Genomic DNA, 22,448 nt, shown 5'->3' with positions numbered 1-22,448 from the left:
GGCTGGCGCGATGATGAGCTTCCCCGGTGGACAAACACCGCCGAAGAATCGCGGGCCTGGTTGCCAGGCGCCCGCTCGTCTCCTACTTCGTGCTGTCCTACGTGCTGACCTGGCTGGCGTGGGCGCCGTACATCCTGTCCGCGACCGGTCTGGGGATCCTGCCGCTGAGAATTCCGGAACTGCTCGGCAGTGCCCAGACACTCGGGATACTGCCCGGCGCATACCTGGGCCCGATCACCTCCGCGTTCATGGTGACCGCGATCGCCGACGGCCGCCCGGGGCTGCGCCGCTGGGCCAAACGGCTGGTCCGATGGCGGGTCAGCCCGCGTTGGTACCTGTCGGTGCTGCTCGCGGTCCCCGTCGTGGCAGTACTGGCCACGCTACCGCTACCCGGCGCCTGGGCTGACCTGCGGCCACCCACTGCCGCCATCCTGCTGGCCTACCTGCCGGTCCTGGCCCTGCAGGTCGTCACGACCGGCGTCGCCGAAGAGCCCGGTTGGCGCGACTTTGCCCAACCCCGGCTGCAAGTCCGGCACGGTCCGTTCCTCGGCTCGCTCATCCTCGGACCGCTGTGGGGAGCGTGGCACCTACCGCTGTTCCTCACCGAATGGGCTGGATGGCCGGATGTCGACTGGATGATGGCCGTGGAGTTCGTCGGATCGGCCGTCCTGCTCAGCATCGTGATGACCTGGGTGTTCAACCGTACCCACGAGAGCCTGCCATTGATCATGCTGTTCCACGCGAGTGTCAACACCGTGTTCTCGTTGGTCTGGCCCAGCCTGTTTCCGACCTTGGACAGTTTCGGTGACTCACTCCACGCGCTCGCCATCGGTTCCGGTGTGACGGCGGTCCTGCTGCTGGTCGTCACTCGCGGCGAGCTCGGATATCGTCCGACGCGCCCGGACGAGGACGGCGCGGAGGTCAGGTCCGAGCCAACGGCCGAGGTTCAGGCGCGACGATGAGTCGGTGGCCCCTTCGCCAAATGCTGCGGGCCATCTACATTCCTGGCGCCGTACGGGATCGGTCCGTGCTGCTCACCGTACGGCAGCTCCGTGGTCCACCCGCGAAGGCGACGTCTGGCGGCCCGGTGTGTGCCGACGCCCGGCCGAGGGGTCGGTCACGGACGTGTCGGACAGCGGGAACGTCGCCTCGATCCGCCAGCCGGACGGAGCGACCGGACCGTAGGTCAGTTCCCCGCCGTACGCGGTGATGTCCTGGGAAAGGCTGCGCAGCCCGAAGCCGGCGGTGCCGCGCGGCGACCGCCCGCCGCCGGACCCGCCCGGCTCGGTGGTGATCCGCAGGAACAACCGGCTGTCGTCGCTCGCCGTCGTGATCGTCAGCAGCGTCCCGGGTCCGTCGTGGCGCAGCGCGTTGGTCGCCGCCTCGCCGACGAGGCGGTCGGCGACCGCCCGGATCGGCGCCGGGAGAAGCTCGCCCAGGTCCGGTGGACGTCCGGCCAAACGCAGTCCGGCGCCGCGCAGCGTCTCCAGCCGCGCCGCCAGCAGCGCCGCCGGATCCCGCTCGGCACCGTCGGCCAGCGCCGCACGGACCTCGGCCAGCGCCTCGCGGCCCGCGTGCAGCACCACGTCCAGGCGACGTTCCCCGGCCGGGTCGAGCGAGGTGGTGGCGCGCAGAGCCTCGGTCTGCAACAGCATCACCGTGACGCTGTGCGCGAGCGTGTCGTGCACCCGGCGGGCCAGACGCTCCCGGTCCTCGGCCGCCGCAATCTCCTGTTCGGCGATTCGGCGCTCCAGCCGCAGCCGGGCTGCCTGGGCGCGCTGCCGCTCGGCCTCGGCCCGCTGGCGCGCCGCCTCCGACCGCTGCCGCGCCGCCTCCGACCGGTGGCTCGCGGCTTCGGTGCGCTGGCGTAGGTGCTCGCCGCGCTCCACCCCGGCGAGCCAGGCCACCGTCACGGTGACGACGGCCATCAGCAGGCCCTCGACCGGACCGTGTCGCACCGCGCTCGCGGCGGCCATGACCAGGCCGACGGTGGGACACAGCACCCACCGGACCGCGCGTGACCCGTGGGTGGCGGCGGTGTAGAGCGCGATCGTCGCGGGGAAGAACCCGACCGCGCGGGCCATGCCGAGGGCGGTGTGGGCCGCGGTCGCGCAACCGACGACGATCAGCACCACCGCCGGAAACCGACGCCGCCCCACGAGCGGTAGTAGCTGCGCGACGGCGAGCGGGGTGGCGACGGTCGTGCCGGACAGGACAAACAGCGCGGCCGTGGCGGCGCCCAGGGCGACGTCCACCGCGAGCTGCCAGTGGCCGCGCAGCCGACCGACCACCGGCGGCCGGGGTGTGAATACCATGGCCCGATGATCCGGCTTGTCATCGTCGACGACCAAGCGCTGGTCCGCGAGGGGCTGAGCCTGATCCTCGGCGCGCAGCCGGACTTCGAGGTGGTGGCGGCACTACCGGACGGTGACGCCCTGCTGGAACTGCTGACCGGCGATCCCGCCGGGGCCGACGTGATCCTGCTCGACCTCTACCTGCCCGGCGCGGACGGGGTGCGGGTCCTCGGGCAGGTGCGCGCCCGTCTTCCCGAGGTGTCCACGCGGGTGCTGATGCTGACCACGGTTGGCCGGGCGATCGACATCCAGCGGGCGCTGGCCGGCGGCGCCGACGGCTTTGTGCTCAAGGACGCCAGCGGCGGCGAGTTGGCCGCCGCCGTACGTGGTGCGCACGCCGGGGTCACCGCGCTGAGCGCGTCCGCCGCGGACCTGCTCTGGCCCTCGTCCCCGGCCCCGCCGACGGTGGAGGTCGGTGCGCGGCTGCGCACCCTGACCCCGCGCGAGCGGGAGGTGCTGGCCCTGCTCGGGCGTGGCCTGACCAACCAGGAGATCGCGCGGGACCTGTCGCTCGCCGAACGCACGGTCAAGGTCCACGTCAGCAACGTGCTCGGCAAGCTGGCGGTCACCAGTCGCACCCAGGCCGCGCTGATCGCCCGCGACCTGTCCTAAGGAACTAGGCCGGCTGTGTCCTTCGCCGGTTCCGGGACCGAGGTGCACGCTGGCAGGCTGCCCGGGTGTCTTTCCTGAAACGCGCGCGCCGGTCGCGCCGACTCTGGGCCGTACTGGGCGTCGTCCTGCTGGCGGTGACCGGGCTCTACGTGGTCAACAGTTCGACGCTGCGGGGTTCCGATGGGGGTCGGCCACTGCTGCTGGCGCATCGGGGCATCGCCCAGACCTTCCCGCTCGACGGTGTCCAGAACGACACCTGCACCGCCACCCGCATCCACCGGCCCGAACACACGTACGTCGAGAACACCATCGCCTCGATGCGGGCGGCGTTCGCTGCCGGCGCCGACATGCTTGAGTTCGACGTACAGGTCACCGCCGACAATCAACTGGCCGTCTTCCACGACTCGACGCTCGAGTGCCGGACCGACGGCACCGGCCGGGTACGCGACCACACGCTCGCCGAACTGCGCCGACTCGACCTCGGGTACGGCTACACCGCCGACGGTGGGGCGACGTACCCGTTGCGCGGTAGGGGTGTCGGCCTGCTGCCCACCGTCGAGGAGGTCGTCGCCGCGTTCCCGGACCGGGAACTGCTCGTGGACCTGAAGAACGGCGACCCGGCCGAGGGCGAACGGCTGGCCGTCTACCTGGGTACGCTCCCCGCCGAGCGGCTGGCCACCATCGGCGTCTACGGCGGGGACGGGTCGGTTGAGGCGCTGGCGAAGCGGCTGCCGCAGGTGCGGGCCGCCTCGAAGAAGACCATGCAGGACTGCCTGGTCCGGTACCTCGCGACCGGCTGGACCGGGTACGTCCCCGGAGCCTGCCGGCACACCGAGCTGCACCTGCCGCAGCGTTACGGCCGGCTGCTCTGGGGGTGGCCGAATCTCTTTGTCGACCGGATGCGGGAGGTGGACACGCGGGTCGTCCTCGTCGCGGGTGACGGGCCGTGGTCGGAGGGCTTCGACCGGCTGGGCGACCTGGACGCGGTGCCGGCGGACTGGTCCGGCTGGCTCTGGACCAACCGGACCGACGTGATCGCACCGTCACTGCGGCCGTGAGTCCGGGTTCGACGACGGCGTGTTGGACAGGGCCGAGACCCCGTGGCCGTGCCGGACCAGGCCGCCGGGGTCTCGCCTCGATCTGGATCTCTGCCGTCCACAGTAGATCTCGACCGAATTGCCACGCTATCAACGCAACCTGTGCGGTTGCTGAAAGCGTCGGCTCCGTCACTCATCGCGCCCGGTTGGTTGTGGTGGGCGCCGGGGTGGTCAGCTACGTTCGTCGGGATCGCGAGTGGCCGGCACCCGGGCCTCGGTGGTGGTGGCGGGCGTGTGGGAGCAGGACGGCCGACGGTCAGGGAATGGTCACGCCGTACGCGGCGAGGATCTCGGCGATCGGCTGGTAATAGGTGGTGCCGCCGGAGGTGCAGTTGCCGCTGCCACCGGAGAGGATGCCGAGCAGCACGCCGGTCGAGGCGACGTAGAGGGGTCCGCCGCTGTCTCCCGGTTCGGCGCAGATGTTGGTCCGGATCAGACCGTGGACCGTGCCCTGGGCGTAGTTCACGGTCTGGTTGAGGGCGGTGACCGTACCGCACCGGACCCCGGTGGTGGCGCCGCTGCGGCAGACGCTCTGGCCGACCACGGCGTTGCCGATCCCGTTCGAGGGGAGGAGGCCGGGGTGGGTGTAGATGGCGCTGGGGTGGGGCACGGTGCTGTTGGTGTACCGGACCAGGCCGAAGTCGTCGCCCGGGAAGTTCAGGTAGACGCGTTCGCCGAGCACGGGCGCCTGGGTGCCGTCGGCGTACCAGGTGCCGCCGATGGCGAGGCAGTGTCCGGCGGAGATGAAGTAGTGGGTCGTGCCCTTGCGCACGTTGGCCCCGAGCGAGCAGCGTCCCCGCTGGGCGATGATGATGCCCTGGCCACCGGCGATCAGAGTGGTCAGCCGCCCCGGCTCGTGACGCAGCACCGCGCCGGCCCGGGTGGCGGTTTCCCGCAGTGCGGCGACCCGGGCGGCACCGACCGTGTCGTCGACGGTGAGGGTCATCCGGCCGGTGAGTGGGTCGAATCCCCACGCCGTGCCGATGGTGCGTACGTCGGAGAGGATCGCCGCCGCACGAGCCGGGTCGACGGCGGCGGGTGCGGCGGGTCGGGCCTGGGCGGCGGTCGGCGCGGTGAGCAGGAGCATCACCGTCAGGAGGGCGAGGAACGGGGAACGACGCATGCGGGCCTCCGCTGATCGAGATCGGTTGACGCGCTTACAGCATCCATGCGCGTCAATCGACTTTCAATCGGCCGCCCGGTCCGGCGATACCCACCGGTGACGCGTCCGCCGGCCGCGCCGATCGGCGATGGATGCGGCGTCCGGACGCCCCGTTCGCGGCACGGCCACCGGAAGATCGAGGCAGGACGATCTGTCTTTCGGTTGATCGAGCGGTTACGGTTTAGCTCCCTGAGCTTCACGCCGCGCAGCCGTGGAACAGCCGTGAGAGGTGGGCCCATGCGACGCCGTCTGGCCGCCGTGACCGCGTTGATCACCGTCCTTGGGCTCGTCGCCCCGGCCCCGACCGCGCACGCCACGGCCGGAGGCCAGGCCGCCGTCGCGGACCCCGTCGTCCACGGACCGGTCGCCGCCACCTCACCCGTCGGCGACCCGGCGCACGGCTACCCGTTCCTCACCACCGACGTCGACCTCGCCGCCGCCGGCTACGTCGAGCAGGAGTTCTTCATTTCCGGTACGGCCACCCGCTACGCCACCAGCGGCACCGCCACCGCGGTCGTCACCAGCACCGGACACCCGTACGCCACTCGACTGGTGGTCCGCCGGCCCGCCTCCGCCAGGGCGTTCAACGGCGCGGTGATCGCCGAGTGGTACAACGTCAGCAACCAGTGGGACCAGGAGGTCGACTGGTTCCAGTCGCACGAACACCTGATCCGGCAGGGGTACGCCTGGGTCGGCGTCTCCGCACAGCGCGCCGGTGTCCACTCGGCCACCGGCCTGCGCTCCTGGAGCCCCAGCCGGTACGGCGGCCTCGACGTCACCGCCGGCGGCACGATCGTCGACGACTCCCTGTCGTACGACATCTTCAGTCAGGCGGTGCGGGCGGTACGGGACCCCGCCGGGGTCGACCCGTTGGGGCCGCTGCCCCGGCCCAGCCACGTCCTCGCCACCGGCCACTCCCAGTCCGCCGGCCGGCTCGCCAACTACTACAACGGCGTCCAGCCGCTGACGAACATCCTCGACGCGGTGGTCCTGCACGGTGGCGGCGGTCTGCTCCGGACCGACCTGGACACGAAGGTGTTCCGGATCAACTCCGAGGGCGACATCGCCAGTGGCATCTTCTCCGCCGCCGCCCGCGCCCAGGCTGACTCGCCGGTCCTGCGCTCCTGGGAGGTGGCCGGCGCCTCGCACGGTGACTGGAAGCTCATCACCGACTACGGCCCCCTGCGCGGGCGCGACATCGGCACCTACCCCGGTGGTTACCCGGGGGAGCCGCAGACCTGCACGCTGCCGTCACTGTCCCGGGTGCCGCAGCACATGGTCCAGAACGCCGTCTACGACCACACGCTCGCCTGGGTGACGTACGGCAAGCAGCCGCCCGCCGCGCCGAAGATCGAGATGGCCGGCTCGGCGATCGCCCGCGACGCCCTCGGGCTCGCCCTCGGCGGTATCCGCCTCGCCCAGCACCAGGTGCCGTTGCGGGTCAACAGCGGCAGCAACACCGGCCCGGGATTCTGCTTCATCGACGGCAGCTCGGTGCCGCTGACCGACGCCCAACTCGCCGTGCTCTACCCGACGATCCGTTCGTACGCCCAACCGACGCTGACGGCGACGACGGCCGCCGTACGGGCCGGCTACCTCCCACGGACGGTGACCCTCGACCCCGCCTGGTATTCCGACATCCGCGACCTCGTCGACGAGTACGCCACGGCCGGACGCGTCACCGAGCCGGTCGCGGCGGACCTGCGTGACCGGCTGGCGGACGCCGAGCGGGCCGGACTCGCCGGGCACGACCTCGCCGCGACCGTGCACCTGGCCCGGCTCTCCGCCGTGGCGGCGCTGCGCATCCGGGACGGAGCGGCCCGCGACGCCGTACTCCGAGTGACGGCCGCGCTGACCGCGGTGATCGCCCGCCACTGACGGCGCCGCCGGTCGAACGGTGGAGCAAGGGGCCGCGCGGCTCAGGCTCGGGCAGGCCGGGTGACGACAGCGGCCCCGCCCGGCCCCACCCATCGGCGGTGGTCCCGGCCGCGCCGGCGCGGCGGCAGCTTGCCGGCACGCGCCGACCGGCGAGCGCGCCGGGGCCACGGCCGGGGGCGCCGATCCCATCGGTGCCGGCGAATTCGCCGGTCCCGAATGGGCGTTGACAGTCATCGATGTTGCCGGGGTGGAGTCGGCCGTGTTGGAATGGCTCGTATCGCCGCAGCGCGGGGGCAACCGTGCTGGGAACGGCCAGCGCGGGAGTTATCGCAGTGCCGGCAGCGGGCCGCTTCGGTAGCCGCTCGTCTGCCGCATCGCCGGGCCATCCCCACGACAACGGGCAAGGTGCCGGGCAGGCATCCTCGCCCGCCGTACGCATCCCCCGGGTACGTGTCCCCGTCACGGCGCACACGCTCGACGCCCGACCCCCCGGGGGTGTCCGATGCGGTCTACCAGCGCACCAGAACCGGCGACGAGGTGAGAGAGAATCATGGTTTCCCGAGTGAGTTTCGCGGGGTGGTACCGCAACCGCCTGGTGTGGGTGGCGGTGATCATGCTGTCGGTGTCGACCGGCGCGGTGCTGCTGGTCAACCGGGCCGAGCCGGCGGCGGAGCCGGCGGACCTGCAAGGACAGCTTCTGGCCCGGGTGCGTACCACGCTCGAACAGGCGGACCCGGGGCAGCACAACCACGCCGGACACGGTGGCCAGCAGGTGGCCGCCGAGCAGGAGAAGCCGGCGGTGATCTGCGGGGTCCGCGTCTACGGCTACGAGCCGGCCGAGGTCACCGCGCTCGCCGACGTACGGACGGTCTACGGCTTCCACCTCTGCGGGGTCGCCGAGCGGGACCGGCCCTGGGACGTGGCGGTCAAGCTGGCCGGACCGGTGATCATGGACATGAGCACCAAGCCTCCGGGCATCCAGGTGGTCGAGGCGACCGCCGACGTCATGTTCGTCGACCGGCTGCGGGAGATGTTCCCGGACAGGTACGCGCAGGTGGCGCTCAAGGAGGCGCTGGCCGACTCGGAGATGGCCGACCTGCGCCGCCGGTACGACGCCGCCGCCGGGCTCTGACGTGCCGGCGGCCGGGCGGGGGCGTACCCCTCTTCCCGGCCGCCCGGCGGCGACCGCCGGTGCTGGAGGCCCCGACCGCCGGTGCGGGTGATCCGACCCGTTCCCGCAGGTCGCACCCGCCGGTGAGGCCGGTCGGCTCGATCCATATCCGGGCATAGATAGATCAGCATTGATATTTAACTTCATGGATGTAATAGTTGGCCTGGGAGCGTTCCCAATTGATCTTTTGGTACCGAGGAACGGAGGAAGAACAGTGCGTCCACACGAGTCCGATCAAGCCGGCGGACGATCCCGGTCAACCGTCCGCAGGCCCCTGCGAGCGCTCGTCCTGCTGCTCGCCATGGTGGTCGGGATGCTGCCCTGGGCCGGGCCCGCCCAGGCCCACGGCACCATCATCAACCCGGCAAGTCGCGCCTATCAGTGTTGGAAGACCTGGGGCAGCCAACACATGAACCCGGCCATGCAGCAACAGGACCCCATGTGCTACCGGGCGTTCCAGGCCAACCCCGACACCATGTGGAACTGGATGAGCGCGCTGCGGGACGGCCTGGCCGGTCAGTACCAGCCCCGTACGCCGGACGGACAGCTCTGCAGCAACGCCCTCTCCCGGAACGACACCCTGAACCAGACCGGGGCGTGGAAGGCGACCACCGTCAGCCGCAACTTCACCGTGCAGATGTACGACCAGGCGAGCCACGGTGCTGACTACTTCCGGGTCTACGTCACCAAGCAGGGGTTCAACCCGGCCACGCAGCGCCTCGGGTGGGGCAACCTCGACCTGATCACGACGACCGGGCGTTACGCGCCGGCACAGAACATCTCGTTCAACGTGTCGACCTCCGGACGCACCGGGAACCACATCATGTTCGTGATCTGGAAGGCGTCGCACATGGACCAGGCCTACATGTGGTGCAGCGACATCAACATCGTCTGATCGGCGGGACCGACAGCGCACCACAGATCCGGCCCAGGGCACCGCTGTCCTGGGCCGGATCGTTCCCGGTGGTGGTCACACCGGGGCGGTCGTCCCGCTACAGGCTCTGCACCAGCACGTTCATGGAGTTCTGTACGTACCCGACCTCGGTCCAGATCATGGTGTCGAAGCCGCCGCCCGGCAACTCGCCGCTACCGCCGCTGATGATTCCCCGGGCACTGAGGTAGCCGTCCGAGCGCAGGCTCCACACCGGACCACCGCTGTCACCGCGGTCGCCGACCAGGCAGCCGGTGCAGATCCGCCCCTCGACACCGAGCCTGAGGTTCCCGTCCTCCTTCAACCGGTAATAGATCGACTCGTTGGTCACCCGGATGTCACAGCGGTTCACCGTGGTGCGACCGCTGTGACAGACCAGTTCGTTGTTCCAGGACCAGGCCGCGCCACGGACCGGGAACAGCAGATCCTGGTTCACATAGGTGTACGGCGCCGCGTCCGTCTCGATCAGTGCGGCGTCGTAGAAGATGTTCTCCTCGCGTACCACTCCGACGGTGTCCCCGTTGGCGTCCTCGACCCAGTCGCCGGGCACGTACTGACAGTGGTCGGCGGTGAGCAGATACTCCGGCCCGCCGGGACGGTAGAGCCCGAACGCGGCGGTGCAGTCCCACCCCCAGGGCTCCCAGTCCCACCGGATCGGGATGCCGCCCGGGTAGGGCGGGCTCGGGTTGTCCCGGTTCAACGCGTGGATGCGCTGACCGGCCACCACCGCGACGTCGGCCAGCGCCACCGGGCTCTCGTCGAGCCCCGTCGAGGCCCGCAGCAGCCCGGACAACCGTACGGGATCGTCGCCGCGTACCTCCAGACCGCTGCCGTCGGCACGGGGCACAATCGAGTAGATCTCGGCGTCGGTCGTCTTCCACCGGTCCGCCTCCGCGAAGAGCTGGCGAACCGCCCGCTCCAACTCGGGCCGGGCGTACTTCGCCGGGCGGATCTCGACCGCGACGCTGTCCCGGGCGAGAGCCGGCGCCGCCCCCCGTCCCTGGTCGACCATCCGCTGTGCCCGTTCCACGTCGGTGGCGTGGACGACCACCCGGCCAGCCGCCTCGTCGACCGTCAGCCCGGCGAAGACGGCCTGGTACGTCGTGTGTCCCAGGTTGCCGATCGAGTTGGCGAGCACCTGCGTCGGCGTCTCGACGGTCATCCCGGCGGGCAGCGCACCGCCGGTCGCCGGGCGGGCGGCGCCGGACCGGTCCTCGTCCGGCGCGGCGCCGGCCCGGGTCGGAACGACCAGCACCGTCCCCACCACCATGAGTGCGGCGGCGACCGCGCCCAGGCGTCTGCTTCTCGCTGTTGTCACGTCTCGTCCTCCTGTGGGATCGACGGATGGGCGGGCCCGGTGCCCGCCGCTGAACCAGGAGTAGCCGAAGGACGTTGTTCGGTGTCGATGGCTGGACACTGAACAACAAGATCTGAATAATGGCCCCGAAACGGGAGTGTGCTGCGAAATGCCTCGTCGGGAACGGCCACTGAACGGTGACGGCGGCATCCTGCTGCGATTCGCGGCGGACCTGCGACAGCTACGGGAGAAGGCGGGCAGCCCGACCTACCGCGAACTCGCCCACCGGGCGCACTACTCGGCCGCCACGCTCTCCGAGGCTGCGGGTGGCCGCAAGCTGCCGAGTCTGGCGGCCACCCTCGGCTACGTACGAGCCTGTGACGGGGACGTGACCGCGTGGGAGCAGCGGTGGCACGAGACCGCCGCCGAACTGGCCGGGCTCGAAGACGACGACGAGAATCCCGGCGCGGACGACCAGGCGTCGCCGTACGCTGGCCTCGCACCGTTGCAGCCGACCGACGCGCAACGGTTCTTCGGGCGGGAGCGACTGGTCGCCGAGCTGCTCACCCGGCTGGCCCGGCGGCGACTCGTGACGGTCTTCGGCGCGTCCGGGGCCGGCAAGTCCTCGCTGCTCCGCGCCGGCCTGCTACCCGCGATCCGGTCCGGTGCCCTGGACGACGCGATGTCCGACGACGACACCGGGCCGTCGACCGGACCGGCCGGTACGGCGGCGGCGCCGACGGGGAACGCGACCGCGCGGACGGGCACGTACGCCACCCTGCTGTTCAGTCCGGGTGCGCGTCCCCTGGAGGAACTGGCGATCCACCTCGGCCGGTTCAGCGGCGACACCCCCGGCCGGCTGCTGGCCGAACTCGACGGCGATCGTCGGGCCGTGCACCGTCTGGTCCGGCGGGCGGTCGGCGGGGGACCGGACCAGACCGGACTGGTGATCGTGGTGGACCAGTTCGAGGAGGTCTTCACCCTCTGCGCCGATCCACGGGAACGTGGCCGCTTCGTCGACCTGCTGGTCTCCGCCGCCACCGCGGACCAGAGCCGGGTCGCGGTGGTGCTCGGCGTCCGGGCCGACTTCTACACCCACTGCACCACCCTTCCCGGCCTGTTGGACGCGATGCGCCACGGCCAGGTCGTCGTCGGCCCGATGAGCACCGACGAACTGCGCCGGGCCATCACCCAGCCGGCGGTGCAGGCCGGATGCGCGGTGGAGGGCGCGCTGGTGTCCCGGTTGATCGGCGACGCCACGGGACAGCCGGCGGTGCTGCCGCTGGTCTCCCACGCACTGCTCGAAACCTGGCGGCGCAGGCGCGGCAACACGCTCACGCTGGCCGGCTACGAGGCGGCCGGCGGCATCGAACGGGCGATCGCGCAGACCGCCGAGCGGGCGTACGCGGACGTCGACGCCGACCAGCGGCGGATCGTACGGCAGATCTTCCTGCGGCTGACCGCGCTCGGCGAGGGCACCGAGGACACGAAGCGCCGGGTACGCCGCGAGGAACTCGACGGTCTCGGGCCGGGCACCGGCGAGGTGCTCGAACGGCTGGCCGCCGCCCGGCTGCTCGTCCTCGACCACGACAGCGTCGAGATCGCCCACGAGGCGCTGATCCGTGGCTGGCCTCGGCTGCGTGGGTGGCTCACCGCCGACCGGGAGGGCCTGCGGGTGCACCGGCAGCTCACCGAGGCGGCCGGCACGTGGGCCACGCTGGGTCGGGAAGCCGAGGCCCTGTACCGGGGGACCCGGCTCGCGCTCGCGGCGGACCGGGCGGGTCGGGACGAGGAACTACTCAGTCCGGTCGAGCGGGAGTTCCTGGCCGCCAGCCTCGGCGCCGAGGCGCGGGAGCGGGCCGTCGTCCGTCGCCGCTCCCGCCGGCTGCGTCAGTTCGTCGCCGTGCTGACCGTGCTGCTGGTCGTGTCGGTCGCGGCCACCGGCTACGCCGCCCGGGCCGAACGGGCCGCCACCGAACAACGCAACATCGCCGTCTCCCAACTGGTCGCCGGCCAGACCGCCGCGCTGCGGGAACTCGACCCCGGGCTGGCCGCCCAGCTCAGCCTGGCCGCGTACGAGCTGGTGCCCACGCCGGAGGCACGGACCAGCCTGCTCAGCGCGTCCGCCGCCCGGTTCGCCACCAGGGTGACCGAGCACGACGCGCGGTTGAGCGCCGCCACCTTCAGCTCCGACGGGAGGCTGCTGGCCACGGCGGGCGCCGACCGGACGGTCCGGTTGCTCGACGTCGACGACCCGCACCGGCCCGAGCAGGTCGGCCTGCTCGCCGGGCACAGCCACAATGTCGAGTCCGTCGACTTCAGCCCGGACGGACATTCCCTGGCCACCGCCAGCTACGACGGCACGGTTCGACTGTGGAACGTCAGCGACCCTCGCTCACCCGAGCTGCTGACCACGTTCACCGCACACCAGGAGGCCGTGCACGAGCTCGCGTACAGCCCGGACGGGCGCACCGTCGCGACCGCGGGCGGCGACCACACGGTACGTCTGTGGGACGTGACGGACCTGGTGGCGGCCCGACCGATCGGCCAGCTCACCGGGCACAGCGGCGCGATCGGCATGCTGGTGTTCAGCCCCGACGGTCGCACCGTCGCCACCGCCAGCGACGATCACCGGATCGGGCTGTGGGACGTCACCGACCCGCGTCGGCCGGCGCACACGTCGTGGCTGACCGGCCACACCGACCGGGTGGAGGCGGTCGCCTTCGCCCCCGACGGGCGCCGGCTGGTCAGCGCCGGTTTCGACGCGGACCATCAGGCCCGGGTCTGGGACGTCGCCGACCGCCGCCACCCGGTGCCGTTGGCCCGACTCACCGGACACGTCGGTCCGTTGCAGTCCGCCGCGTTCAGCCCCGACGGCCGGTACGTGGCCACCGCCGGCTGGGACCACACCACCCGGCTGTGGGACGTCTCCGACATCCGTCGCCCCACCCCGGTCACGGTCCTGACCGGGCACACCAACACGGTCTGGTGGGTCGAGTTCAGCCCGGACGGACGGACCCTCGCGACCGCCAGCACGGACCGCAGCGTACTGCTGACCGACCTACCCGGGCCGGTCCTGGCCGGATACCCGGCGGCGCTGGCGACCGCCGTCTTCAGTCCGGACGGGCGGACCGCCGCCACCGGCGACGAGGGGCACGAGGTGCGGCTCTGGGACGTGGCCGACCGTTACCATCCGCGACCCGCGTCGGTGCTGGCCGGGCACACCGGTCCGGTCAAGGCGGTCGCCTTCAGCCCGGACGGGCGCACCCTGGCCACCGCCGGCATCGACCGTACGGTCGGCCTCTGGGATGTCACGGACCGGCAGCGACCGGTCCGGCTGCCCTCGCTCACCGCGCACACCGAGAGCGTGCTCTCGGTGGTCTTCACCCCGGACGGCAGGTACCTCGCCACCGCCGGCAACGACCACACCGTCCGGCTCTGGTCGGTGGCCGACCCGCGCCGGCCGCAACCGGTGGGTGAGCTGACCGACATCACCGACAGCGTGCCGGCGCTCGCGGTCAGCCGGGACGGACGCACGCTGGCGGTCGCGACCGGACCGACGGTACGGCTCACCGACATCTCCGATCCGGCCCGGCCGAAGCTGCTCGGCGTGGTCGACGGACACGCCGACCAGGTCTACTCGGTGGCGTTCCGCCCCGACGGGCAGGTGCTGGTGAGCGCCGGTCTGGACCGTACCGCCCGGGTGTCGGACGTCGGCGACCCGACAACACCGCGACACCTGGCCACGTTGACCGGCCACACCGGAGCGGTCTGGTCGGCGGCGTTCAGCCCGGACGGCCGTACGTTGGTCACCGGTGGCTTCGACCGCACCGGACGGCTGTGGGACCTCACCGACCCTCGACGGCCACGTCACTCGGCCAGCCTCACCGGGCACACCGACCGGGTCTACTCGGTGGCCTTCAGCCCGGACGGCGGCACCGTGCTCACCGCCAGCGAGGACCGCACCGCGTTGCTCTGGACGGTGGACGTGGGCCGGGCGGCGGAACGGATCTGCGCGCTGGCCCAGCCCGGCATCGGCCACGCGCGGTGGCGGACCTACCTGCCCGGGTTGCCCTACCAACCGCCGTGCGACTGAGCGTCCGGTCTAGGGAAGTGGGCTGGCCAGGATGCGCGCGACCGCGGTGCTCAACACCCGTACGCCTCGGGTGGAGCCGGGCTTCAGCCCGGTCAGCTCTCGTACCCGGGCCAGCCGGAAGTCGAGCGTGCGCGGATGGATACAGAGGGCGGTCGCGGTGCGCAGCCGGTTCATGTCGTGCTGGTAGTAGGCGTCGAGGGTGGCGACCAGGTCCGGGCCACTGGTGAGCTGCGCCGTCACCGCCCCGAGCCACTGTTCGACCTCCGGCAGTCGGGCGGCGCCCAGCTCGGCGAAGACGTCGGTGACCGCGTACGCGTGACGCGGCACGGCCCGCATCGGTGCGGCCAGGCTGACCTGGCGGGCCAGCGCCACGGCGTCGTCGTACGCGTGCACCCGCCCGGGTGCGGTGCCGACCGCGCACGGCCGCCCGACCAGATTGGCCACCTCGCGGGCCAGCGCGAGCCCTCGGTCGGCCGCGGCCTCCTGGCCACCCGGTGCGCTCGGGATCAGCGCGATCACCTCGTGCGGATCCTGCCAACTCAGCGGCATCCACTGTGCCCGCAGCACCACGTTGGCGAACTCGTTGCGCGACGCCTGGTCCGGGCCGGGGGTTTCGCCGGCCACCCGGACGACCGCCGCGAGGACGTGGTCCGGGATCGGCATGTGCAGGTCGCGCGCCAGCTCGGCGGCGCCCACGTCGTCGGCGAGCAGCATCGCGGTGAGCAGCTGGACCCGGGCCACGGTCGGCTGGGTCCGCTCCTGTCCCTCGATCCACCCCCGGGTGTACGCCCCCTGGGCGGCCAGCCCGGCGGGTGCCAGCCAGGCGAGGGTGTGCATGGTCGCGCCGATGTCGTTCGGACCGGCCGCCTCGTAGACCTCGCGCAGCGTCAGCCGGGTGTGCAGGAGCAGCACCTGCCGCTGCGCGGTCAGGGTGAGCCCCTTCTCGCTGCGTTGCCGGCCCATCGCGGCCATGAACTCCAGGTCCGCCGCCGAGAACGGCGCGCTGTCGGCGGCGAGGTCGACCGTGCGCTGACGCAGGAAGACCGCGAAGTCGAGCATCTCGGAGCGCACCCGTGGCCTGGCCGCGAGATTGCGGTACTCCAGCAGCTCCTCCTGGTAGGCGTCGACCGCCCGGCGGGCGTTCTCGGCCACCCGCTGGCGCCAGAGCCTGAACAGTTCGCCCATATTTATCCACGCTAGTCGATGGCGTCGTGCGGGGTCGACCACTGGTGGGGATCTGACAGCCTGCGCGAAATGACGAAAGCCGGGCCGGTGCGCCCTCTTGGTTGTCGCGGAATGACGAAGACCGCGCCACCGCCCCGCTGCCACGCTGGGCCGGTCGTACCCGCAGGGGCGGGCAGCGCGACCGAGACGACCAGAGGTGATGCCAATGACACCCAACCGATCCTTCCGTCGAACCTGGCTGGCCGCGCTCGCGGCAGTGGTCGTGCTGGGACTGGCGGGCGCCCCGCCGGCACTGTCCGCCCCGGCGCGGCCGGGTGACCCCGGTGCCGGGGGGAAGGTCTTCGCGCCGAAGCCGATGCTGCCCGGTCCGGTGCAGGTGCCCGGCAAGGGAGCGCAGCCCGCGCCCTTCACCACCCCGCTGAAGCCGACCACCGCGACCGCGCTGCCGGGCGCGGAGAAGACCAGGGCGAACGCGCTCGCGCCGGACCGGACCGGCGCGGCCGGGCCGAGCCTGCGGCGCGTCGACGGCGCCGACGAACCCACCCAGTGGTACTGCGAGGAACGCATCAACAGGTCGACCAGCCTGAACGCCGACCCGGACAACTACTCGGCGACCATCCAGTACGCCGCCCAGCTCGGCTGCAACTTCTACCTCGACTACGCGTACGGGGTGGCCGGCGTCTTCGACCGTAGCCGGTCCTGGGACGGCGACCTGCTTCACGTGGGCACCCCGTTCGAGTTCTACCAGTGGTACAGCGGCCAGTCGTCCGGCGCGCTGACCATCCCGGGGGACTGGTACGACGGCGGGCGCCAGGTGGAGGTCGTGTTCGAGGTCTACCTGCTGGCCCCGTACGGCGTGTACTGGGGCGCCTGCAACCCGTTGCCCGGTCTGCGGTACCTGCTCTGCGACGGCCTCGGCACCGACCTGCTGCACGTGGTGGTGGGAACCGGTTCGTTCGACACCGGGCTGAATCCGCCGGTGAACCGCTACACCGCGCTCGGTGACTCGTACTCGTCGGGGACCGGCGCCTTCCCGTACCTGGGTGGCGGCAATCCGGCCTCGTGCCGGCGCAGCAACAGCACGTACGGCTTCGACATCGCCGGGGACGGTTTCCTCGGGCTGCCGATCGACCGGCCGAACCTGAAAGCCTGTCACGGCGGGAGAATCGACGACATCTACCGCGCGCAGAATCCGCTGACCGAGTTCGCCCAGATCGAGTACGTGAAACCGTACACGCGGTTCGCGACGGTCTCGATCGGCGGCAACGATCTCGGGTTCGCCGCGAAACTGCGCGACTGCGCTCTCTCCGACTGCGCCGACGGCGGCCCGTTGGTGACCCCCGGCGAACTCTCGGGGACACAGAGCCGGCTGACGGCCCTGTACCGGGACATCCGGTCCCGGATGCGCTCCGACGGATACCTGGTGGTGTTGAGTTATCCGGCGTTCCTCCCGAACCCGGACGACCCGGTGGACCCGCAGCCGTCGGTCAGCCGGTGCCCGGCGACGAACTCGCAGATCACCAGTGCCGAGTTGCGGTTGATCTACCAGGCCACCGTCCAGGCTCGCGACATGATCGCGAGCGCCGTCGCGGCGACCGGTGATCCCCGGGTGCTCTTCGTGGACGTGCTCGACGCGTTCCGGGCGCACCGGGTGTGCAGCGCCGACCCGTGGTCCAACGGGGTCGAGGCGCTCGATCCGGAGGACTCGTTCCACCCCAACGCGCGCGGCTACCAGGCGGTCGCCGACCGCCTGCGGAGCAGCCTGGGCCTGACCCCCTACTGATCGACCCGGCGGACGGGGCACCCGGCTCGCACCGGGTGCCCTGTCCGGGACGGCGTGCTGCCCCGGAAACCGGAAACCGGCTACCCGGAACCGACCCGGTAGGCGGCGGCCAGCCGGGCGAATCCCTCCTCCAGGGAGACCTGCGGCGACCAGCGCAACGCCGTACGCGTACGGCGCTGGTCGAACCAGTGCGCGGTGGAAAGCTGCTCGGCCAGGAACCGGGTCATCGGCGGTTCCTCGGTCCGTCGCAACGCCGACCAGACCCGTTCCACCGCGAGGCCGCCCGCCTTCGCCACCCCGGCCGGCACACGCAGCCTCGGCGCCGGCACCGAAGCGGCGGCGCAGATCCGGCCGACCAACTCGGCCACCGTGCGCGGCTCACCGTTGGTGACCACAAAGGCCTGCCCGCGTACGTCAACCTCGGGTGCCCGGTCCAGTGCGGCGACGATGGCGTCGGCGGCGTTGCTCACGTACGTCGTGTCGATCAGGGCGTTACCCCTGCCGACCAGGGCCAGCCGGCCGGACCGGGCCCGCTCGACGATCCTCGCGACCAACTGGGTGTCGCCCGGTCCCCAGACCAGGTGCGGGCGGATCGCCACGACGGCCAGCTCGGGCGAGTCGGCGGCCAACGCGAGCAGCTCGGCCGCGGCCTTGCTGCGGGCGTAGTTGCCCCGCGCCCGGTCCGGGTCGGCCGGCTCGGCGTCGACGCCGACCAACCCGACGCCGTGGTGGGCGACCGACGGCGAGGAGACCTGTACGAACCGGGTCACGCCGGCCGCCCGGGCGGCGTCGAGCAGGTTGGCCGTACCGCCGATGTTGGTCTGCCGGAACTCTGCCCACGGTCCGGTCATCGACACCTTCGCGGCGAGGTGGACCACCGCCTGGACACCGTCGACGGCCGCGCGCGCCGCCGCCGGGTCGGTGATGTCGCCCCGCCGCCCGTCGATCCCGGGAAGGCCGCTCGGCCGGCGCTGTAGGACGCGGACCTCGTCGCCGCGCTGTAGCAGAGCGGTGGCGACGGCGCCGCCGAGCATGCCGCTGGCACCGGTGACCAGGACCCTCACGACCGGCTCAGCCTGCCGCCGGCAAGCACCCGTTCGGCCCACCGCCCCAGCCGGGAACGGTCGATCTTCGAGTTGTGCCGGATGTCCGTGGGCAGCGACGGGACCACCAGTACGGCCGCGACCGGCGGCCCGACCGCCGCGCGTACCGCGTCGGTCAGCTCCTGGTCGGCGAGCCCGGCCCGGCGTACCGGTGGCAGGGTCTCGGCGACGACCACGACCCGCGCCACGCCGCGCGGCCCGACCCCGACGGCGGCGGCCCGGGCGATTCGCGGCAGCGACTCGACCTGCTGTTCGATCCCGACCGGGGTGAGGACGCCCGCCGGGGTGACCAGTACGTGTTCCAGCCGGCCCTGTACCCAGACTCGGCCGTCCGGGTCCAGGTAACCGACGTCGCCGGTGCGGTGCCAGCCCGGGGTACGGGAGCTGGCCCGTTCGGTGAGCCAGAGCGCGTCGTACCGGTCCTTGGTGTGCGCGGCCCGGACCATGATCTCGCCGGTCCGCCCGGGGGTGAGGTCGGGCTGCTCGGCGGGCGTGCCGTCCGGGTCCAGGACGGCGACCGCCACCCGCACCCCGGGCAACGGCCGCCCGACGCAGACGCCGTCACCCGGCCCGACGTCGACGATCTCGTCGAGCGTGATGTCGGTGACCGGCAGGACCTCGGTCATCCCGTACGGGGTGTGCGGCTGCGCCTTCGGCATCAGCGCCCGCGCCCGCGCGAGCAGTACGGCGGAGACCGGCGCGCCCGCGCTGAGCAGCAGCCTGACCCCTTCCAACGCCTCCCGCCGCCGACTGTCCAACGCGTCGCCGGTGGCGACCACGTTGCGCAGCGCCGCCGGTGAGGCGAAGACCGCCGAGGCGTCGACCGCTCCCGCCGCGTCGGCGAGGGCGGCGGCGGTCAGGGTCCGGGGTGCGGTCACGTTCATCTCGGGAATCGCCGAGGTGACCCCGAGAGCCGGCCCGAAGAGGGCGAACGGCGCGAACGCCGCCACGATGGCGGCGTCGGGATCCCGGTCCAGGCCGAGTGCGGAGAGCGCGTCACGCATCGCGGCGAGCCGACGGTGGGTGTAGACCACGCCCTTCGCCGGCCCGGTGGAGCCGGAGGTGAACAGCACCGCCGCGTCGTCGTCCGGGTCCGGCGCGATTGGCAGTTCCGGGTTGGCGGCGCCGAGCCGGGCGAGCCGGGCCAGGGTGAGCGCGCCCAGCGCGGCGGCTCCGGCTCCGGCTCCGATCCGCCGTCCGGGCCAGCGCAGCAGTCGGGCGACGGCGAGTCCGCGACCGACGGCGATGATGTGCGCCGGGGCGGCACTACGCAACGCCCGGTTCATGCCGGCCAGTCCGAGCCCCGGGTCGGCCACCACGATCACCGCGCCGATACGCAGGCACGCGTAGACGGCCGCGGTCATGTCGGCACCGGGCGGTACGAGCAGCGCCACCCGGTCGCCCCGGCGTACCCCGGTGGCGGTCAGCCCGGCCGCGATCTCCTGGATCCGCCGCCACAGCAACGACCAACTGACCCGCCGGCCGCCGCCGGCCAGCTCGACCAGCGCGACCGAAGGATCGTCGGCGCGCTCCGCGAGCCCCGTCCACAACGGACGCCACGCCACCGGCGGCTCCGGCGCCGCGACGGGTGCCGGCGTCGGTTGGTCCAGGTCGGCCACCCACCGTGCGACCGCGCCGGCGACGTCGGCGTCCTCGGCGAGCAGGTGACCCGCCCCCTCGAACCGGTGCAACCGCGCGTGCGGCAGCCGGGTGCGCAGGTCGCGCAGGTGCGCGGCGCCGAAGACCGGGTCGCGCGGACCCCACAGCAGCAGCGCCGGCACCTCCGCCAGCTCGCCCAGGTGCCGCGCGACCCCTTCGAGCGCCGCCCAACTCGGGTGCTGCGGACCGAGCGGGATGTCCGCGACGAAGTCGCCGATCGCCGCCCGTCGGTCCGCCGTCCGGTACGGGGCGAGGTAGCCGTCCCGGACCGGGTCGGTCAGCCGCGGGTTCGCCAGCGCGAGGGTGGTCCGCAGGAACGCCGGTGTCCGCACGGTCGACGCGGGCAGGACCCCGGGCAGCCCGGCCAGTCGGATCAGCGCGGGGGCCGGCGACCCGGCCGGCTGGTGTACCGCCGTGTTGGTCAACACCACCCCGCGTAGCTGTTCGCGGTGGCGCAGCGCCCAGCCCAGCGAGATGGCCCCACCCCAGTCGTGCCCGACCGTGACCACCGGCCCGGTCAGGCCCAACGAGTCGGTGACCGTACCGAGGTCGTCGATCCGCTGCGCCAGCCGCCGTACGGTGCCGGTGCGTTCGGAGAACCCCATGTCCAGGTGGTCGACGGCGACCACCCGCCACGGCGGCGCCCCGGGCTCGCCGAACCGGGCCAGCAGGTGCCGCCACAGGTACGACCAGGTGGGGTTGCCGTGCACACAGAGCAGGGTGCCGGCGTACCGGCTCGGGTCACCGGGTGCCGTCCCGGCGCTGTCCAGCACGTGCCAGGTACGCCGTACGCCCTGGCTGTCCACCGCGGTGACCGACCGGGACCAGGCAGGGTCCAGTCCGGGCAGTCCCGCCGGGGGAGTCTGCGCGGCGGCCGTCACCACACGATCTCCAGCGCGCAGGTGTTCAGGCCGGAGCCGACCCCCATGCAGAGCACCCGGTCGCCGGAGGTGAGTGAGTCCGCGTGCTGTGCCAGGGTCAGCGGCAGCGACGCCGGTCCGACATTGCCCAGCAGCGGGAACGTCTCCGGAACCCGGCGCGGGTCGAGGCCGAGCCGGTCGACGACACCACGGGTGTGGGCGGCGGAGACCTGGTGCATCACGTACAGGTCCATGTCCTGCCAGTCCCACGGTCCGACCTGCGCCCAGGTCGCCTCGCCCAGTTCCAGGCCGGCGTCGAGCAGGCCCTTCGCGTCCGTACGCATCCGGGTGTTGTCGCCGACGCAGAGCTCGTGGTGTTGGGTCGCGGCCCGGCTGACCCCACCGACCAGGCGGTGGCCGTGGGTGTTCCTGTCCGCGGCGCCCAGCACCATCGCCGCCGCGCCGGAACCGAGGGTGAGCGTGGCGAACTGCTCCCGGACGTCGGCCCGGGTGGCGTCGGGGCGGCGCAACCGGTCGATCGTCGCCTGTTGGGCGGCCCGGGAGCTCTCGCCCGCGACGATCAACGCGTACTGGATCTGACCGGCGTCGATCATGTTGGCGGCGACCTGGATTCCGTTGACGAATCCCAGGCAGGCGTTGGCGATGTCGAAGTTCAACGCCGAGGGAGGCAGTTCCAGCGAGTGGTGGATGGCAACCGCCGTCGACGGTTCCAGATGTGCCCGCGAAACCGATGTGTTGATCAGTAGGCCGACGTCACGCGCGTCGACACCGGCCTCCGAGAGCGCCTTCGCCCCGACCATCGCCGCCCCGTCGGCAAAGCTGAAGCCCTCGTGCCACCAACGCCGCTCCTGGATGCCGGCGATCCGCTGGAGCATCCCGCGGCGCAGACGCAACCGTTTGAGGGTGTCGCCCAACTCCTCGTCGATCTGGTCGGAGGTCACGACGACGGGCGCCTCCAGGGCCGTTACTGACAGCACCGCGGTGTTCGTGTAGCGGTACTCAGCATTGCCGTCGGTCATCCAGCCTCCGTCCGTCGCCCGGACCTCGGGGTCCGGGGCTCTCGAAGCTATCCACTCTGGCCTCCATCCACCAATGATCAATTGTCTTGGCGGTGAACATCACCCGCGTGTCCAGCCCGTCACCTGCCCTGTCTCGACTCTGCGTGGACCCTCGGCAACCATAAGTAGTCCGTCGATGGGACCGACCCGGGTGGCCGAGCCGCCAACGACGTGCGGGACG

The 22,448-nt window shown here is 72.2% G+C and carries 15 protein-coding genes; 8 read left to right on the top strand and 7 right to left on the bottom strand.

The window, feature by feature from the left end; genetic code table 11:
• Positions 1-26 precede the first annotated feature (26 nt).
• Positions 27-962 (top strand): CPBP family intramembrane glutamic endopeptidase, encoded by a 936-nt coding sequence (locus tag ACI2K4_RS26015; protein ID WP_404514958.1) that lies wholly within the window; start codon positions 27-29, stop codon positions 960-962.
• Between the two features lie 72 nt (positions 963-1,034).
• Here ACI2K4_RS26015 and ACI2K4_RS26010 read toward each other — a convergent pair whose 3' ends face one another.
• A complete protein-coding gene (locus tag ACI2K4_RS26010) occupies positions 1,035-2,315 on the bottom strand; it encodes a sensor histidine kinase (RefSeq protein ID WP_404514956.1) in 1,281 nt (426 codons plus the stop codon).
• A gap of 6 nt (positions 2,316-2,321) precedes the next feature.
• On the opposite strand from ACI2K4_RS26010, the gene ACI2K4_RS26005 reads away from it, so the two are divergent.
• On the top strand, positions 2,322-2,966 hold the full coding sequence (locus ACI2K4_RS26005) for a LuxR C-terminal-related transcriptional regulator (protein ID WP_404514954.1): 645 nt from the start codon (positions 2,322-2,324) through the stop codon (positions 2,964-2,966).
• Positions 2,967-3,031: 65 nt separating this feature from the next.
• A complete protein-coding gene (locus ACI2K4_RS26000) occupies positions 3,032-4,024 on the top strand; it encodes a glycerophosphodiester phosphodiesterase family protein (RefSeq protein WP_404514952.1) in 993 nt (330 codons plus the stop codon).
• A gap of 295 nt (positions 4,025-4,319) precedes the next feature.
• On the opposite strand, the gene ACI2K4_RS25995 is transcribed toward ACI2K4_RS26000, so the two are convergent.
• Positions 4,320-5,186: a S1 family peptidase gene (locus tag ACI2K4_RS25995; RefSeq protein WP_404514950.1), complete on the bottom strand. Its 867-nt coding sequence runs from the start codon at positions 5,184-5,186 to the stop codon at positions 4,320-4,322.
• Between the two features lie 276 nt (positions 5,187-5,462).
• Here ACI2K4_RS25995 and ACI2K4_RS25990 point away from each other — a divergent pair, with 276 nt between their 5' ends.
• The 3 genes from ACI2K4_RS25990 to ACI2K4_RS25980 all read left to right on the top strand — a co-directional run bounded on the left by ACI2K4_RS25990 (position 5,463) and on the right by ACI2K4_RS25980 (position 9,169).
• A complete protein-coding gene (locus ACI2K4_RS25990; RefSeq protein WP_404514948.1) occupies positions 5,463-7,103 on the top strand; it encodes an alpha/beta hydrolase domain-containing protein in 1,641 nt (546 codons plus the stop codon).
• Between the two features lie 550 nt (positions 7,104-7,653).
• Complete coding sequence (locus ACI2K4_RS25985) at positions 7,654-8,235, top strand: hypothetical protein (protein ID WP_404514946.1); 582 nt, start codon at positions 7,654-7,656, stop codon at positions 8,233-8,235.
• A gap of 253 nt (positions 8,236-8,488) precedes the next feature.
• Complete coding sequence (locus ACI2K4_RS25980; RefSeq protein ID WP_404514944.1) at positions 8,489-9,169, top strand: lytic polysaccharide monooxygenase; 681 nt, start codon at positions 8,489-8,491, stop codon at positions 9,167-9,169.
• 97 nt (positions 9,170-9,266) lie between these two features.
• On the opposite strand, the gene ACI2K4_RS25975 is transcribed toward ACI2K4_RS25980, so the two are convergent.
• Positions 9,267-10,523: a hypothetical protein gene (locus tag ACI2K4_RS25975; protein WP_404514942.1), complete on the bottom strand. Its 1,257-nt coding sequence runs from the start codon at positions 10,521-10,523 to the stop codon at positions 9,267-9,269.
• A gap of 148 nt (positions 10,524-10,671) precedes the next feature.
• On the opposite strand from ACI2K4_RS25975, the gene ACI2K4_RS25970 reads away from it, so the two are divergent.
• Positions 10,672-14,598 carry an AAA family ATPase gene (locus ACI2K4_RS25970; protein WP_404514940.1) on the top strand — a complete coding sequence of 1,309 codons (3,927 nt, stop codon included), beginning with the start codon at positions 10,672-10,674 and terminating at the stop codon, positions 14,596-14,598.
• A 9-nt stretch (positions 14,599-14,607) separates the two neighbouring features.
• On the opposite strand, the gene ACI2K4_RS25965 is transcribed toward ACI2K4_RS25970, so the two are convergent.
• Positions 14,608-15,783, bottom strand: coding sequence for a PucR family transcriptional regulator (locus ACI2K4_RS25965; protein WP_404514938.1), 1,176 nt, complete (start codon positions 15,781-15,783; stop codon positions 14,608-14,610).
• Between the two features lie 205 nt (positions 15,784-15,988).
• Between ACI2K4_RS25965 and ACI2K4_RS25960 the strand changes: the two genes are divergently transcribed.
• Entirely contained in the window at positions 15,989-17,566 is a 1,578-nt protein-coding gene (locus ACI2K4_RS25960; protein ID WP_404514936.1) for a GDSL-type esterase/lipase family protein, read from the top strand.
• Between the two features lie 80 nt (positions 17,567-17,646).
• On the opposite strand, the gene ACI2K4_RS25955 is transcribed toward ACI2K4_RS25960, so the two are convergent.
• Genes ACI2K4_RS25955 through ACI2K4_RS25945 form a run of 3 tightly spaced genes read right to left on the bottom strand, consistent with a single transcriptional unit; the run spans position 17,647 to position 22,228 of the window.
• Positions 17,647-18,630 (bottom strand): NAD-dependent epimerase/dehydratase family protein, encoded by a 984-nt coding sequence (locus tag ACI2K4_RS25955; protein WP_404514934.1) that lies wholly within the window; start codon positions 18,628-18,630, stop codon positions 17,647-17,649.
• A complete protein-coding gene (locus ACI2K4_RS25950) occupies positions 18,627-21,209 on the bottom strand; it encodes an alpha/beta fold hydrolase (RefSeq protein ID WP_404514932.1) in 2,583 nt (860 codons plus the stop codon). Before ACI2K4_RS25950 ends, ACI2K4_RS25955 begins: the two co-directional genes overlap by 4 nt.
• Positions 21,206-22,228 (bottom strand): 3-oxoacyl-ACP synthase III, encoded by a 1,023-nt coding sequence (locus ACI2K4_RS25945; RefSeq protein WP_404514930.1) that lies wholly within the window; start codon positions 22,226-22,228, stop codon positions 21,206-21,208. Before ACI2K4_RS25945 ends, ACI2K4_RS25950 begins: the two co-directional genes overlap by 4 nt.
• Positions 22,229-22,448 lie beyond the last annotated feature (220 nt).

The sequence above is a fragment of the Micromonospora sp. NPDC050397 genome (assembly GCF_044901685.1).
GTDB lineage: Bacteria > Actinomycetota > Actinomycetes > Mycobacteriales > Micromonosporaceae > Micromonospora_G.
Note: the sequence above shows the minus strand (reverse complement) of the source record. Positions and strands in the feature narration are given on the sequence as shown.